This is a genomic window from Pseudomonas sp. 3B-A001-10F (genome assembly GCF_056313565.1).
The window spans coordinates 1-14144 of record NZ_JBQYFW010000009.1 but is presented as its reverse complement, the minus strand read 5'-3'; the positions used below and the strand labels follow the sequence as shown (position 1 = coordinate 14144).

Below are 14144 nucleotides of genomic sequence, written 5' to 3'. Positions count from 1 at the left end.
TCCTCCTTCGCACCTTCGCGACCTTCGAGGAACCCCATGCAGACCTATCACCTGTTCATCAGCCATTCGTGGAACTACGCCCACGCTCACGACAATCTGGTACGCCTGCTCGGCGCCAGGCCGGATTTCAGTTTCAAGAATTTTTCCGTGCCGCCACATAACCCGATCATGGGCGCGCAGACCGACAAGCAGCTCGAAGAAGCCATCGAAAACAAGATTCGCCCCTGCTCGGCGGTACTAATCATGGCCGGGATGTATTCGACCTACAGCAAGTGGATCAACAAGGAAATCGAGATCGCCAAACGCATGGGCAAGGTGATCATCGCGATCAAGCCATTCGGCGCCGAGCGCATTTCCGCCGTGGTACGTGACGCGGCACACGCCGAATGCGCGTGGAACACCAATAGCATCGTCAGCGCGATTCGCCTGCATACGGCGGTGTGATCATGCGCAAGGGACTGTTTATCGGCATCAACCACTACGACTACGTCTCACCGTTGAGCGGTTGTAACAACGACGCAATGGCCATGGCTTCGGTATTGGAGCGTCACGCCAACGGGCGCCCGAACTTCAGCAGCAAAGTGCTGACGTCGGCCGAAGAACAACTAACGCTCAAACTCATGAAACAGCAGATCCAGAGCCTGTTCTCAGGCGACTGTGACGTGGCACTGCTGTACTTCGCCGGTCATGGGCAGTTCGACACCAGCATCGACGAAGGACTACTGATTCCCCAGGACTATCAGCCTGGCGGAGACGGTATTCGCATCAGCGACATTCTGGAATGGGCGGACAAAGCCCCGCACATCAAGAATAAAATCATCATTCTCGATTGCTGCCAGGCCGGTGCAGCAGGCGCCCTGCGCAACCTGCGCGGCGGCAGCAGTGTGATCGGCGAAGGCGTGACCATTCTCACCGCCTGCAAAAAAGAACAGTACGCCCTGGAAAGCCGCGGTCACGGGGTATTTACGGATCTGTTGCTGCAAGCGCTGCATGGTGGCGCTGCCAACGTACTCGGCAAGGTCACCCCCGGTAGCGTCTATTCGTTTGTCGACAATGCGCTGGGAGCCTGGGAACAGCGTCCGGTATTCAAGACCAATGTCTCGCAGTTTGTGCCGCTACGCGAGGTCGCGCCGCTGATCGCCGAAGAAACCCTGCGCAAACTCAAGGACTGGTTCCCGGAACCGAGCTTCGTTTTCAGACTCGACCCCAGCTACGAGCCCACCGAAGCGCTGTTCAACCCCGAGCACGGCGACATCTTCAAGCAACTGCAAATGTGCAATCGCCACAGCCTGATCGAGCCCGTGGACGCCGAACACATGTACTACGCCGCCATCAACTCCACCGGCTGCCGCCTCACCGCCCTCGGCGCCTACTACCGCGAACTCGCCATAAAAGGACACTTCTGATGCCCGTATTCATCAGCTACCGCCACATGGATCGCGCCCACGCCATCGCCATCAATAGCCGCCTGATCCAGGCCAACATCAAAACCTACCTCGACGTGCTCGACCCCGAGTCGCAGACCACCGACGACATCACTGGGGTCATCACCCGCAACATCACCGAATGCACGCACCTGCTGGCAGTGGTCTCGGAAAAGACTGCGTTATCGTGGTGGGTGCCGTTCGAAATTGGCGAAGCGACCATCAGCAACCGGCGGATCTGCTCGTTCAAGACCGGGCCGACGGAGCTGCCGTTGTATCTGGATAAGTGGCCGAAGCTGAGCACGGACAGTGATCTGAATTTTTTTATCGACGCGTATCGCGAGGAAGTGTCGAATAAACGCTCGATGACGCTGGATTCGAGCAATGAATCCTTTAGCGGCACCTATAAGCGCAACGCCGAGATTTTCCACGAACAACTGAAGAACCGGATTCGGCGCGGGTTCTGACAGACGTAAAAAAGCCGCGATCATCTCGCGGCTTTTTTTGCCTCACACGCTGGCCGGCGGTTTTGGCACAACTACTTTTGGCTCAGGCTTGCGAAACGCATACAGGTGCTGACGCACAATCCCGCCTGGCAGCTCCTTGCCAAACACGCCATAACGCACCGGCCATTCCTTTGGCGGCAGCTTGAACGTACCGAAGAGCATATCCACCAGCGGCGTGTGGATCGCGTAGTTTTTGTAGATGTAGTCCTTGTGCCGGGCGTGGTGCCAATGGTGATAGCGCGGCAGCACGATCAAGTAGTTCAGCCAGCCGCCGTTGATTCGCACGTTGGCGTGGGCCAGTACCGCTTGAACACCGACCAGGATTACATAGGCATTCAACGCTTGCGGCGCGAAGCCCAGCAGCATCAATGGCACCAGCACGCCAGTGCGGGTCAGCAGGATTTCAATGAAGTGCACGCGGGAGCCGGCGAGCCAGTCCATGTGCGTACTGGAGTGATGCACCGCGTGAATGCGCCACAGCCATGGCACTACATGGTAGAGCCGGTGCAGCCAGTACTGACCGAGATCGGCGACCAGTATCGCCAGCAGAAACTGCACAACGAGCGGCAGGCTTTGCACGCTCGCTTGCAAGCCCGGCGACACCGCCCAGCCGGCGATGTAACTCGACGAGGCGGTGATGAAGATCAGGATGAACTGCACCAGCATGTGGCTGACGAAAAAGTAGGTCAGGTCGGTGCGCCAGTGCGGGCGCAGGATGTTTTGCTCGGGATCCTTGGAATAGAGTTTTTCCAGCGGAATGAACACGATCGCCGACACCAGCAGCGCCAGCACGAACCAGTCCAGACCGAGCGAGTACGGGGTCTGCCCGATCGAGCTGACTTGTACGTTGGTGCCCCCAAGGAACACCGCCAGGCCCGATGCAACCAGACCGGTAATCCCCAGACGCTTGCGTTTGTTGAGCAGGATATTCAGGGTGCCGAGGCTGAACGAAACCACCAGACCGAGCAATAGCGTGGTGCGCGCGAACTGCTCGTCATAGACCTTGCGCAGTTCGGCTGTGGTCAGCCACTCGGGAAACAGGAAGCAGAACACCGCCAACAGGCTCAACAGCCCGAGGGTGGCTGATATATAGCCACTGACCCGGCCCTCGCCAAATTTGAAGGGAGCGTTGCCGTGCCGTTGAAAATAGGCTTTGAGTCTTTCCATTTACTGATCTTCCGTGATTGCGAAAACTGCGACTGGTCATTGCGACGCAGGCAGATACAAAAAAGCCACGGTAACCGTGGCTTTTTGTCGGTCACTGTTTCGGCGCGGGGGCCGGCACAGTGGCTGGCGGGGCAGCAGGCGCGGGCGCCGCACTCCCCGGCTCAACCGGTTTCGGCGCAGCGTCGTCGAACAGGTTCAGGCGTTCGCGCAGTTCGTGCGCCGGCACCGGTTGCTGATCGGCCGGCAGTGCATTCGGGTCGACTGGGGCTGCCGGAGCGGCACCATTCTGACCTTGATCCGCCGGTTTCGCCGGATCCGCACCTTGCGAACCTTCGATGGCCGCCTGGGCTTTTTTGGTCAACACCACAATGTCGATGCGACGGTTGACCGGGTTGAACGGGTTTTCCTTGTCGAACAGCGCTGACGAGGCATAACCGACAACCCGCGCCACTTGCGCATCCGGATAGCTACCGGCGATCAAGGCACGACGGGCCGCGTTGGCCCGGTTGGCCGACAGCTCCCAGTTACCGAAATCGCCGGTGCCAGTGTACGGCTTGGCGTCAGTGTGACCACTGATGCTGATCTTGTTCGGCACCGCTTTGATGGTGTCGGCCATGGCCAGCAGGATGTCTTCGAAGTACGGCTTCAGGCGTGCAGAACCGGAGTCGAACATCGGCCGGTTCTCGGCGTCCATGATCTGGATGCGCAAGCCGTTCGGCGTGATTTCGAAGAGAATCTGGTCCTTGAACTTCTGCAGTTGCGGGTTCTCGTCGACCTTGTTCTGCAGTTCTTGCAGGAGCAGTTCGAGGCGTTCCTTCTCGACCTGTTCGGCCATGCCTTCAACCTGCTCGGTGTCGACCGTGACCTTGTCCGGTTGCGGCTGCGACTTCACTTCCGGGTTGAGGGTGTTTTCCGGCGCCAGGGTCGGCGTGCCGCCCAGATCGATGATGTACGGCGTGCCGCTTTCGGAGAAGCCGACCGGGTCTTTGAAGTAACCGGCGATAGCGATCTTCTGCTCGGGCGTGGCGGTGGACAGCAGCCACAACACCAGGAAGAACGCCATCATCGCCGTGGCGAAGTCGGCGAAGGCGATTTTCCACGCCCCGCCGTGATGCCCGCCGGCTATGCGCTTGACGCGCTTGATGATAATCGGCTGATTATTTTCCATGACTTAGCGACCGCGAACCGCTTGTTCCAGCTCGGCGAAGCTTGGACGGTGCGCCGGGTACAAAACCTTGCGACCGAACTCGACCGCCAGCGAAGGCGGCATGCCGGAAGCCGAAGCCACCAGCGAGGCCTTGATGGCTTCGTAGACGTTCAGCTCTTCCTTGGCATCATGAGCCAGGGAATGCGCCAATGGGCCGAAGAAACCGTACGCCGCGAGAATACCGAAGAAGGTACCGACCAGTGCCGCACCAACGTGCAGACCGATGGACTTCTGATCGCCTTCACCCAGCGAGGCCATGGTCACCACGATACCGAGTACCGCCGCGACGATACCGAAACCGGGCATGGCATCGGCGATGCCGTTCACCGCATGAGATGGATGCTCGAGGTCTTCTTTCAGGCTGTACAGCTCCATGTCGAACAAGCCTTCCAGCTCGTGCGGCGCCATGTTGCCGGACGACATGATGCGCAGGTAATCGCAGATGAACGCGGTCATGCGTTCGTCTTTGAGCACTGCCGGGTACTTGGCGAAGATCGGGCTCGCGGCGGCATCTTCGATGTCGCCTTCGATGGCCATCATGCCTTCGCGGCGGCTCTTGTTGAGGATCTCGTAGATCAGCCCGAGCACTTCCAGATAGAACGTGTGGCTGAAGCGCGAACTGAACATGCTCAGGGATTTCTTGAGCACGTGCATCGTCATGTAACCGGGGTTGGCCTGGAGGAATGCACCCAGTGCCGCACCACCGATGATCATCACCTCGAAGGGCTGGATCAGGGCGGCAATCTTGCCGTGGGAGAGCACGTATCCGCCGAGCACGCTCGCGAATACGACGATGATGCCGATAATTTTAGCCATAGGTAGAAAGTACTTATTTAAGTCGGGTTCAAGGTCATATTCGGAAGTTAAAAAATCTCTTCTTCTACTTATCGGCAAAACTGCGCCAGACTATAGCCAGTTCAGGCGAAAAGCCAATTTAGCCCATGCCGGGCGCGTCTACAGTCAGTGAAGATCCCGTCCAGACATGGCTAATGAAACGAACGTCCCACACGCAAAACCGACCACGCTCGACGGCTGGGTCAAGCTGCTCGACAGCGTCCGGCTGCCCGTGCCGCAAGAGGCTCACGACAAAGTCTGTCGGGCGATCCGCGACAATCGCAGCTCGCTGCGCGACATCGCCGATCTGATGCAGGACAGCCCGGCACTGGCCTTGAGCATCATCCGTGAGGCGAATCGTCACACCCACGGCACCATGGCCGCACCGGCGGAAAATCTCGAGGTGGCGATCAACCGTCTCGGCCTGGCGCGGACTGAAGAATTGCTCGCGCGCCTGCCGGCTGAACCGCAGATGCAAATCCCCAAGGCCCTGCGCCAATTGCAGATGATCAGCCAGCACGCGACGCAACAGGCCAACGGTTTTTTCGCCAGTCGCCTGGCGCGGCTGTGGCAGGACATTCATTGGGGCAGCCTGTTGTTTTTGTCGCCGCTGTGGCCATTGGCGCTGACTTATCCGCAATTGCTCGAAGAATGGGAACTGCGGGTTATCCACAAGGGCGAATCGGCGCGCGTGGTCGAGAAGCAATTGTTCGGCGTACGCCTGCTGAAAATCGCTGAAGCGTTGGTGCAGGCCTGGCATCTGCCGATCTGGGTGCAGCAGGGTTATAAGCTGCTGCTCAGCGAGCAACGCGAACTGGTCAAAGTGCTGCGCATCGCCCGCGACAGCGAACATCCGTTGCGCCAGCAAAACCGCCTCGATGACGACCCGACCCTGCGCCGCTGGCTCAACCAGCCGGCCAACACCGTGCTGCTGGCCAATGGTCTGGCGCTGTCGGCGCAACAGGCCTGGGACAGTCCGCACAGCGAACGCTGGCAGTACCTGACCAGCCTTTATCTGCAGATTTCCATGGATGAAGTGCAACAACAGTTGCACCAGCAAGCCGCCAACAGCGCGCGCCATCATGCGATGCCCGACCTGTGGCATCCGGCGGTTTCGTTGCTGTGGCCGTGGGGCACCCGTCGTTTGCCAGCCGGCATGCTGCCCGCCGCTGCGCCAACCTCGGAAGATCTGACGCAATGGCGCCAGCAATGCGCCGAGCTATTGGCCGAGCCAAGCCGCTTCACCAATGCCATGAGCCTGACCGTCGCCGCTCGCGATGCGCTGGTCGCCAGCGGCATGCGCCGGGTGATGATCCTGATGGCCGATCGCACACAGTCCAATCTGCGCGTGAATCAAACCGCCGGGCTACCGAAAGAAGCGGCGGCGCTGAATTTCGTCGTCAGCCAGAGCAAGGTCTTGCAACGGCTGCTCGCGCAACAGGCGCAGGTGCGGATCAATCCCGAGAACAACGCTCAGTTCTCCGCTCTGCTGCCAGCGAGCCTGCGCACCCTGTTTCGTGGCGAGCATCTGTTTCTGCGTTCCCTGGTCAATAACGGCCGGGTGATCATGATTGTCGTCGCCGATCAGGGCGGCGGGCCGTTCGCCGATATCACCGTGCAAGCCTTTGGCAAAACCGCACAGTGCATCGAAAAAGCCCTGCACAGCTTTAGCAGCCGCGGCCGATGAGGCTGCGCTACAATCGTCCCCTTTGTGCTCTGGAGACCTCACATGTCTGACTTCTCTGGCTTGCCGCTCGTCATCGAGGCGAGCGACCTGCTCCCGCGTCTCGACTCCCCTGAACTGATTCTGGTGGACCTGACCAGCCCTGTCCGTTATGCCGAAGGTCACTTTCCCGGCGCACGCTTTGTCGATCCCAAGCGCACCCAGCTCGGCCAGCCGCCGGCGCCGGGACTGCTGCCGGCGAAAGCCGATCTCGAAGCGTTATTCGGTGAGCTGGGCCATCGCAAAGATGCGGTCTACGTGGTCTATGACGACGAAGGCGGCGGTTGGGCCGGGCGTTTCATCTGGCTGCTCGACGTGATCGGTCACGACAAATATCACTACGTCGACGGCGGTCTGCCGGCGTGGCTGGCGGCCGGCATGCCGATGTCGATCCAGGTTCCGCCTGCAGTGGGCCGCCCTGTGCCATTGACCCTGCATGAAGAACCGACCGCGACCCGTGAATACCTGCAAAGCCGCCTCGGTGCTGCCGATCTGGCGATCTGGGATGCGCGCGGGCCGCTGGAGTATTCCGGTGAGAAAGTGCTGGCCGCCAAGGCTGGGCACATCCCCGGTGCGGTCAATTTCGAATGGACGGCCGGCATGGACAAGGCCCGTCAGTTGCGCATTCGCACAGACATGCCGCAGATCCTCGAAGACCTCGGGATCACCAAGGACAAAGAAATCATTACCCACTGCCAGACCCATCACCGGTCGGGCTTCACTTATCTGGTGGCCAAATCCCTCGGTTATCCGCGGGTCAAGGGCTACGCCGGTTCCTGGGGCGAATGGGGCAACCACCCTGACACGCCAGTCGAGATTTAAGGTTTTTAAGGACAACTAATGAAAGAGCGTCTGTTTATCCTCAGCCAGTACCTGCTGCCTCATCACCTGCTATCGCGTCTGGCCGGCTGCATTGCCGAATGCCGCGTGCGCTGGTTCAAGAATGCCTTCACCCAATGGTTCGCCAAGCGCTACCAGGTGGACATGTCGCAAGCGCTGGTCGAAGACCTCACTGCCTACGAGCACTTCAACGCCTTCTTCACCCGGGCCTTGAAAGACGGTGCGCGTCCACTGGACGAAACCCCGGGCGCGATCCTCAGCCCGGCCGACGGTGCGGTCAGCCAGCTTGGCCCGATCGAACACGGTCGCGTGTTCCAGGCCAAGGGCCACAGCTTCAGCGTGCTGGAACTGCTCGGCGGTGATGCGGCTAACGCTGCACCATTCATGGGCGGCGACTTCGCCACCATTTACCTGTCGCCGAAGGACTACCACCGCGTGCACATGCCGCTGGCCGGCACCCTGCGCGAAATGGTCTACATCCCGGGCCGGATCTTCTCGGTCAACCAGACCACCGCAGAAAACGTTCCGGAACTGTTCGCCCGCAACGAGCGCGTGGCGTGCATTTTCGACACCGAGCGCGGGCCGATGGCCGTGGTGCTGGTGGGTGCGATGATCGTCGCTTCGATCGAAACCGTATGGGCCGGTCTGGTCACGCCGCCGAAGCGCGAGCTGAAAACCTTCCGCTACGACGAAGCCGCCCGCGCGCCGATTCATCTGGAAAAAGGCGCCGAACTGGGTCGCTTCAAACTGGGTTCGACCGCGATCGTGCTGTTCGGGCCGGATCAGGTGACATGGGCGCAAGAGCTGGTGGCGGGTTCGCCAGTGCAGATGGGGCAAGGCCTGGCGCTGCCAAAAGCCTGAACATGATGTGAGCCACTGATCCGCCTTTTCACACGTCTGCGAAAAGGCGGATACGACTCGGTGGTGCCGTTACTCTATTTGCCCACGAAAGCCGATCGGGCCTTCGTTGGCATAGGTATTGGTGCCACTGAGGTTTTTCCCTCCGTCACTGGACGTGACGCTCAACGCGATAACGTTCTGATTGTCCCGGCCGCCAATCACCCACTTGCCGCCCGGATGCCACGGGGCATCATTGCCACCCCACTGATTCTCGACGTTGTACTGGTTCTGACCGGTGCGTTGCGCTTTGAAGCCAATGGGACCTTCCCCGGCATAGGTCATGGTGCCGGTGAACGTTTTACCGTCATCGCGCGACTTGATCTCGATAGCGACGACATTCTGGTTGTCCCGCCCGCCGAGTACCCAGGTTCCACCCGGATGCCACGGCGCCGAACTGCCACCCCATTGATTTGCCACTGCATATTTAGACATGAACCTCATCTCCTTGAAGTTTCGGGAGACCTGCCCGAGGTTGACGGCAGGCCGTGCAACCGTGCGTTTCCGATCGCACGCCTGAGAGACTAGTAGGGCTTGGGGAATGGCATCCGGCCAGCAGACCAGCGGTCAAAAAGTCTGACGCTACCCAGCGAAACAGACCACAGCTGCTAGAGTTTTGGGCATTGCCCCTTCCGCCGCCGGAGCCCGTCAAGGCATGAGTGAGTCTCGTCCCCACCCCTCCCTGAGCGCCCCGACCCCGACGCAAACGCGTCTGTCGTTTTGCGAAGCAACGCCACGCGACCTCAAGCGCTGGATCGCCGGCCTGCCCAAGGCCAACATCGGTGAAACCGCCCGCCTGCTGTATCAAGGCCTGGGCGAACTCAATCAATTGCTCACCCCCAGTGACAATCGCCTCAACCTGCTGGAGCTGCTGCGACCCGAAGTGTATTTCGTCTGCCAGCATCTGGAACGGCACTTCCTGCATCAGGCGATCATGCTCGACGAGCGTTCGCGCAAGATCAGTAATCTGTGCCAGGCGCTGCAAAGCCATCTGGTGGTCGGCTACAAACAGATCGTGTTGCGGATTGCGCCGAAGTACAGCAAGGATCGCGCGATATTGGTCAGCACGGCCCTGCAACGGGCGACCCATACACTCAAGGGTCAACTGCTGCGTGCGACGCAGCTGTACAGCGCGGCACCGGAGCAGGTGTGGTTCGAACTGCATCAGCTGTATCGCATCGCCTGCGAACTGCAACTGCAACAGCGCCGGGTCCACGACGATCTCGCCAGCCTCACCACCGAACTCACGCTTGAACAGACTTACATCGCCGCCCTGCTCCTGGGCAGTGCCCGCTGCAATCAATTGCGGCAGAACCAGATCGCCCGATTGGCTGAAGTACTCGAACCGTGGAGCGCCCTGCTCAAATTGCATCCCGGTCGTTCAAGCGAAGGCCTGTTTGCGATCAGCCCGGCGATCGATGCCGGCCCGCGCTACCGCAACATGTTTCGCAGCGAAGAACAGGCCGGATTGCTCGGCTTCGATCCGCAGCCACTGGTGAACGCCATCGAAGCGCATTTGCAGCACCAGCCCGCATCGACGCCGCTGCCCGTTCCGCCCGGGCTCAGCTTCGACACCCTGCAACACCTGCATGCCACCTGGGGACAAGCCGCCGAGCGCAGCTTTCAGCGCACCGTCGGCCAAGGCCATCTGACCGTGTGCGTGGGCATGAGCGCGCTGCACTTTTATCTGGGTGGCGAGCGCAGTTTCAGCGAGCTGCTCAAACACCCCGGAACGCGCTCGGCGAATTTCAGCAGTGCCGTCGCCAAAGGTGAAAAAGACAGTTGGAGCCAGGCTTTCGACGCCGCACCGCAGAGCAAAACTGATGAGTTTTTGCCTTACGAGGAAATCCAGTACGACCATTTGCTCGAGGATGAAAGCGGCACGGACAGTACGCCGCACTACCCGACCCATGCCCTGCCGGTGATCAATCACAGCCCCGGTGGATATTGCCTGGCGTGGCCAAATGAAGTGCCCGCCGAGCTGCAGGCCGGGGAAATGCTCGGCATTCAGGACAGTGTCAGTCTGGGCTGGAGCATTGCGGTCATTCGCTGGATCCGCCAGGTGCGCGGCGGCGGCACGCAAATGGGCATTGAGCTGGTGGCGCCACATGCCCAGCCTTGCGGCCTGCAACTGGTGCGTTCACGGGACGATCACAGTCAGTATCTGCGCGGATTATTGTTACCGGAGATCAGTGCGATAGATTTGCCGGCAACCTTGCTGGCACCGCGCTTGCCGTTTCAGGAAGGCAGTAAAGTGCTGATCAACACCCAAGGCGAAGAACACCGCGCCGGGCTGGATCGACGGGTGGCGAGTACGCACAGTTTCAATCAGTTCGCCTATCGTTCGCTGGAAACCGCGCGCAATGCCGGGAGCGAAGAGGATTTTGATTCGTTGTGGAAATTGCTTTAAAGCAAAAGATCGCAGCCTTCGGCAGCTCCTACAGGAAAATGCATATTCCTCTGTAGGAGCTGCCGAAGGCTGCGATCTTTTGATCTTTAATTACAACTGCCCGTCGCGATCACGGAAACCCAGCAGGTACAGCACGCCATCCAGCCCCAACGTCGAAATCGCCTGCTTCGCCGACTGCTTCACCAACGGCTTGGCACGGAACGCTACGCCCAAACCGGCAATCGCCAGCATCGGCAGGTCATTCGCACCGTCGCCGACCGCGATGGTCTGCTCCAGACGCAAACCTTCCTTGTGTGCCAGCTCTTTGAGCAAATCAGCCTTGCGCTGGGCATCGACGATCGGCTCGATCGCCACGCCAGTACACTTGCCATCGACCACTTCCAGTTCGTTGGCAAACACATAGTCGATGCCGAGTTTGGCCTGCAATTGCTTGGCGAAATAAGTGAAGCCACCGGACAGGATCGCGGTCTTGTAGCCCAGTCGCTTGAGTTCAGCGAACAGCGTTTCGGCGCCTTCGGTCAGACGCAGCGAAGCGCCGATCGAGTCCAGCACGCTGACATCCAGACCTTTGAGCAAGGCCAGACGTTCTTTGAAACTGGCGCGGAAATCCAGCTCGCCGGCCATTGCCCGCTCTGTGATTTCGGACACCTGCTCGCCCACGCCGGCAGCCTTGGCCAGCTCGTCAATGACCTCGGCCTCGATCAGCGTCGAGTCCATATCGAACACCGCCAGACGACGGTTGCGCCGGAACAGCGAATCTTCCTGGAAGGCGATATCGACGTTCAGCGCTTGGGCAACGCTGAGGAATTCGGCACGCAGCGCCTGTGGATCGGCGGCTTCGCCACGCACGGAGAACTCGATGCAGCCCTTGCCCTTGTCCGCTGGCGTGTCCAGTGGCATGCGACCCGACAGACGGTCGATGTGATCGATATTCAGGCCATATTTGGCGGTGATCGAGCTGACAGCCTGTAATTGGCCAGCGGTCACTTTGCGGGTCAACAGGGTGACGATGTGACGCTTCTTGCCCTGATTACCCACCCATTGCTGGTAATCCTCTTCGGACACCGGCGTAAAGCGTACCTGCTGATCGAGCTCGTAGCCCTTGAACAGGATGTCCTTGAGCACCGACTTGCCTTGCTCGGAATCGGGGATTTCAACCAGGATGCCGAACGACAGGGTGTCGTGGATCACCGCCTGACCGATGTCGAGAATGTTCACACCACCTTGTGCCAGAACGCCGGTAATGGCCGCCGTCAGACCCGGACGGTCGACTCCCGTGATGTTAATCAGGACGATTTCGCGCAACGCGCACCCCCGCAACTGGAAAAAAACCGCATTCTACCCACTTTCAGTGACCATCGGGCACCGCGAGCGCTTTGCCGGTCTAGGGCCTGTCGCTATACTGCGCGTCAACTTCACGGACAAAAGAGCCGAGCTCAGTGAACCGGCCCACGCCAGTTAAAACCGATAACTTCTTCCTGCTGATCTTCCGTGCACTGCGCCACCGCCGTGTACCGATTGCATTACGCATTGCCAGCCATAACGTGATCCTGGTCGCTCTGGCCCTGGTGATCTATGCCGGCGTGATGGGTTTGCAATTCAAGCAGGCCATGCACCAGCAGGCCGATGCGCTGGGCGAAAGCCTGACCACGCAGACCGCGACCTCGGCCACGGAGCTGTTGGTGTCCAACGACATCCTCAGCCTCAACGTGCTGCTCAATAATCTGACCAAGAACAAACTGGTGGCCCACGCGGCGATCTACAGCGTGGATAACCGCATCCTCGCCGAGTCCGGTCAGCGGCCCAAGCACAGCCTGCTGGGCGAAGCCGAGGGCATGTACGAGAGCAAGATCACCTTCCAGGACGTGACTGCCGGGCAACTGCGCATCAGCCTGGACATGGATCAGTTCCAGCAGCCGATGACCATCAGCCTGCAAAGCATGGGCATTCTCAGCGGGATCCTGTTGGCGCTGTCGCTGGCCCTGAGCCTGCGCATGGGCCGCTATCTGTCGACGCCGTTGCTGCAATTGCGTGTCTGGTTGCGACGCATCGACGAACACACGCCGGGCATTGATCGTCAGGATGAAATCGGCGATCTGGCGCGTCAGCTGCACGCCAACTACGCGCCAGAGCCTGCACCGGAACCGGAGCCTGAGTTCGAGGACGAAGAAGACGAGCCGGAGTTCGAGGTGCGCAACTTGCGCGATCCGAGTTTCGACGAAACCCGTCCGATGGCCGCGCAGAAGCCTGCACCGCGACATCTGGTCAGCACCGTCGAAGACGATGATGACGATGACGCGTTCGCTGATCTGCGCGATGAATCGCTGGACGTTGCTCCACAACCGGTCGCCCGCAAGGCGACCCCGAGCGTGCCACAACACAGCGCTGTGCTGGCGGTACAACTGGGCTCACAGGAACAACTGCGCCGCTTGCCGCGGGCACGTCTGGAAGAATTGCAGGAGCGTTATCGTGACTGCCTCGATCAGGCTGCTTCGCTGTATCAGGGTGAAATCGAAACCCTCAACGACGGCAGCACGCTGATGCTCTTCCACACCGAAGACAGCGGTGACGATTACCTGACCAACGCAATCTGCTGCGGCGAGTTGCTGCGGGCCTTGGGTCATCAGTTGCAGATTGAAGTCGCGGACAGCGGCATCACCCTGCAACTGCAGCTGGGCCTGACCCTGGGCGATGAGTTGTTCGGCTTGAGTCAGATTGATCTGCTGCTGACCGATTCGGCGCAGGATGCCCTGGCCTTGTCGCAACACAGCCGTAATCTGCTGCTGGTTGAGCGCAAGATCAGTGACGATGCGCTGATTCGCCAACGCGCGCGGATCCGGCCGATTGCCAGCCCTGAAGGCGCTTGCTGCGTGGAGCGGTTGATGGAGCCGTATCCGTCGATGCTCGAGCGGCAACTGGCGCGGATGCATGAGCGCCGGGCTTAAGCCTTAGGCCTGAAACACAGAAGCCCGCAGACGAGTGATTGTCTGCGGGCTTTTTTGTGGCCGGTGTCTCGTCCTGAATAAGGTTTACACCTTCTGGCTTCTTATCAGGAGGGTGCAATGGAGACGGGCGAAAAGCGCAGTCAGCGCGATTACACGCTGACTTTTAAATTGTCGGTTGTCGATCAGGTCGA

General features: G+C 59.9%; 13 protein-coding genes. 8 read left to right on the top strand and 5 right to left on the bottom strand.

Annotation, left to right across the window (positions count from 1 at the left end; all coding sequences use genetic code 11):
- Window positions 1-36 precede the first annotated feature (36 nt).
- The 3 genes from AC0ZWN_RS11085 to AC0ZWN_RS11075 are packed head-to-tail and all read left to right on the top strand — an operon-like array spanning window position 37 to window position 1891.
- Window positions 37-444 (top strand): TIR domain-containing protein, encoded by a 408-nt coding sequence (locus AC0ZWN_RS11085; RefSeq protein ID WP_093430170.1) that lies wholly within the window; start codon window positions 37-39, stop codon window positions 442-444.
- 2 nt (window positions 445-446) lie between these two features.
- On the top strand, window positions 447-1406 hold the full coding sequence (locus AC0ZWN_RS11080) for a caspase family protein (RefSeq protein WP_099757835.1): 960 nt from the start codon (window positions 447-449) through the stop codon (window positions 1404-1406).
- Window positions 1406-1891, top strand: coding sequence for a toll/interleukin-1 receptor domain-containing protein (locus tag AC0ZWN_RS11075; RefSeq protein WP_093430168.1), 486 nt, complete (start codon window positions 1406-1408; stop codon window positions 1889-1891). The genes AC0ZWN_RS11080 and AC0ZWN_RS11075 overlap by 1 nt, the downstream gene beginning before the upstream one ends.
- Before the next feature lie 42 nt (window positions 1892-1933).
- Here AC0ZWN_RS11075 and AC0ZWN_RS11070 read toward each other — a convergent pair whose 3' ends face one another.
- The 3 genes from AC0ZWN_RS11070 to motA form a co-directional block, all read right to left on the bottom strand.
- Complete coding sequence (locus AC0ZWN_RS11070; RefSeq protein ID WP_093430167.1) at window positions 1934-3097, bottom strand: sterol desaturase family protein; 1164 nt, start codon at window positions 3095-3097, stop codon at window positions 1934-1936.
- Between the two features lie 91 nt (window positions 3098-3188).
- Window positions 3189-4265, bottom strand: a complete 1077-nt coding sequence (gene motB, locus AC0ZWN_RS11065; protein WP_476335045.1) for a flagellar motor protein MotB — start codon at window positions 4263-4265, stop codon at window positions 3189-3191.
- Between the two features lie 3 nt (window positions 4266-4268).
- On the bottom strand, window positions 4269-5120 hold the full coding sequence (motA, locus tag AC0ZWN_RS11060; protein ID WP_007952169.1) for a flagellar motor stator protein MotA: 852 nt from the start codon (window positions 5118-5120) through the stop codon (window positions 4269-4271).
- A 166-nt stretch (window positions 5121-5286) separates the two neighbouring features.
- Here motA and AC0ZWN_RS11055 point away from each other — a divergent pair, with 166 nt between their 5' ends.
- From AC0ZWN_RS11055 to asd, 3 genes are read left to right on the top strand one after another with little or no spacing between them, the layout of a single operon-like run.
- On the top strand, window positions 5287-6825 hold the full coding sequence (locus tag AC0ZWN_RS11055) for an HDOD domain-containing protein (protein WP_414925566.1): 1539 nt from the start codon (window positions 5287-5289) through the stop codon (window positions 6823-6825).
- A 42-nt stretch (window positions 6826-6867) separates the two neighbouring features.
- Window positions 6868-7683 carry a thiosulfate sulfurtransferase gene (rhdA, locus tag AC0ZWN_RS11050; protein WP_476335044.1) on the top strand — a complete coding sequence of 272 codons (816 nt, stop codon included), beginning with the start codon at window positions 6868-6870 and terminating at the stop codon, window positions 7681-7683.
- Between the two features lie 18 nt (window positions 7684-7701).
- The gene (gene asd, locus AC0ZWN_RS11045) at window positions 7702-8562 is read left to right on the top strand and encodes an archaetidylserine decarboxylase (protein WP_093430163.1); all 861 of its coding nucleotides are present in this window, start codon (window positions 7702-7704) and stop codon (window positions 8560-8562) included.
- A 69-nt stretch (window positions 8563-8631) separates the two neighbouring features.
- On the opposite strand, the gene AC0ZWN_RS11040 is transcribed toward asd, so the two are convergent.
- Entirely contained in the window at window positions 8632-9033 is a 402-nt protein-coding gene (locus AC0ZWN_RS11040; RefSeq protein ID WP_093430162.1) for a lectin OAA family protein, read from the bottom strand.
- 220 nt (window positions 9034-9253) lie between these two features.
- Between AC0ZWN_RS11040 and AC0ZWN_RS11035 the strand changes: the two genes are divergently transcribed.
- A complete protein-coding gene (locus AC0ZWN_RS11035; protein WP_476335042.1) occupies window positions 9254-11008 on the top strand; it encodes a molecular chaperone in 1755 nt (584 codons plus the stop codon).
- 90 nt (window positions 11009-11098) lie between these two features.
- Here AC0ZWN_RS11035 and serB read toward each other — a convergent pair whose 3' ends face one another.
- The gene (serB, locus tag AC0ZWN_RS11030; RefSeq protein WP_093430160.1) at window positions 11099-12313 is read right to left on the bottom strand and encodes a phosphoserine phosphatase SerB; all 1215 of its coding nucleotides are present in this window, start codon (window positions 12311-12313) and stop codon (window positions 11099-11101) included.
- Between the two features lie 134 nt (window positions 12314-12447).
- Between serB and AC0ZWN_RS11025 the strand changes: the two genes are divergently transcribed.
- Window positions 12448-13953 (top strand): AhpA/YtjB family protein, encoded by a 1506-nt coding sequence (locus AC0ZWN_RS11025; RefSeq protein WP_186621169.1) that lies wholly within the window; start codon window positions 12448-12450, stop codon window positions 13951-13953.
- The last annotated feature ends 191 nt before the right edge of the window (window positions 13954-14144 follow it).

Bases quoted from the DNA above. Each gene is read 5' to 3' on its own strand.
- AC0ZWN_RS11085 (WP_093430170.1), top strand. From the start codon at position 37: ATGCAGACCTATCACCTGTTCATCAGCCATTCGTGGAACTACGCCCAC.
- AC0ZWN_RS11080 (WP_099757835.1), top strand. From the start codon at position 447: ATGCGCAAGGGACTGTTTATCGGCATCAACCACTACGACTACGTCTCA.
- AC0ZWN_RS11075 (WP_093430168.1), top strand. From the start codon at position 1,406: ATGCCCGTATTCATCAGCTACCGCCACATGGATCGCGCCCACGCCATC.
- AC0ZWN_RS11070 (WP_093430167.1), bottom strand. From the start codon at position 3,097: ATGGAAAGACTCAAAGCCTATTTTCAACGGCACGGCAACGCTCCCTTC.
- motB (WP_476335045.1), bottom strand. From the start codon at position 4,265: ATGGAAAATAATCAGCCGATTATCATCAAGCGCGTCAAGCGCATAGCC.
- motA (WP_007952169.1), bottom strand. From the start codon at position 5,120: ATGGCTAAAATTATCGGCATCATCGTCGTATTCGCGAGCGTGCTCGGC.
- AC0ZWN_RS11055 (WP_414925566.1), top strand. From the start codon at position 5,287: ATGGCTAATGAAACGAACGTCCCACACGCAAAACCGACCACGCTCGAC.
- rhdA (WP_476335044.1), top strand. From the start codon at position 6,868: ATGTCTGACTTCTCTGGCTTGCCGCTCGTCATCGAGGCGAGCGACCTG.
- asd (WP_093430163.1), top strand. From the start codon at position 7,702: ATGAAAGAGCGTCTGTTTATCCTCAGCCAGTACCTGCTGCCTCATCAC.
- AC0ZWN_RS11040 (WP_093430162.1), bottom strand. From the start codon at position 9,033: ATGTCTAAATATGCAGTGGCAAATCAATGGGGTGGCAGTTCGGCGCCG.
- AC0ZWN_RS11035 (WP_476335042.1), top strand. From the start codon at position 9,254: ATGAGTGAGTCTCGTCCCCACCCCTCCCTGAGCGCCCCGACCCCGACG.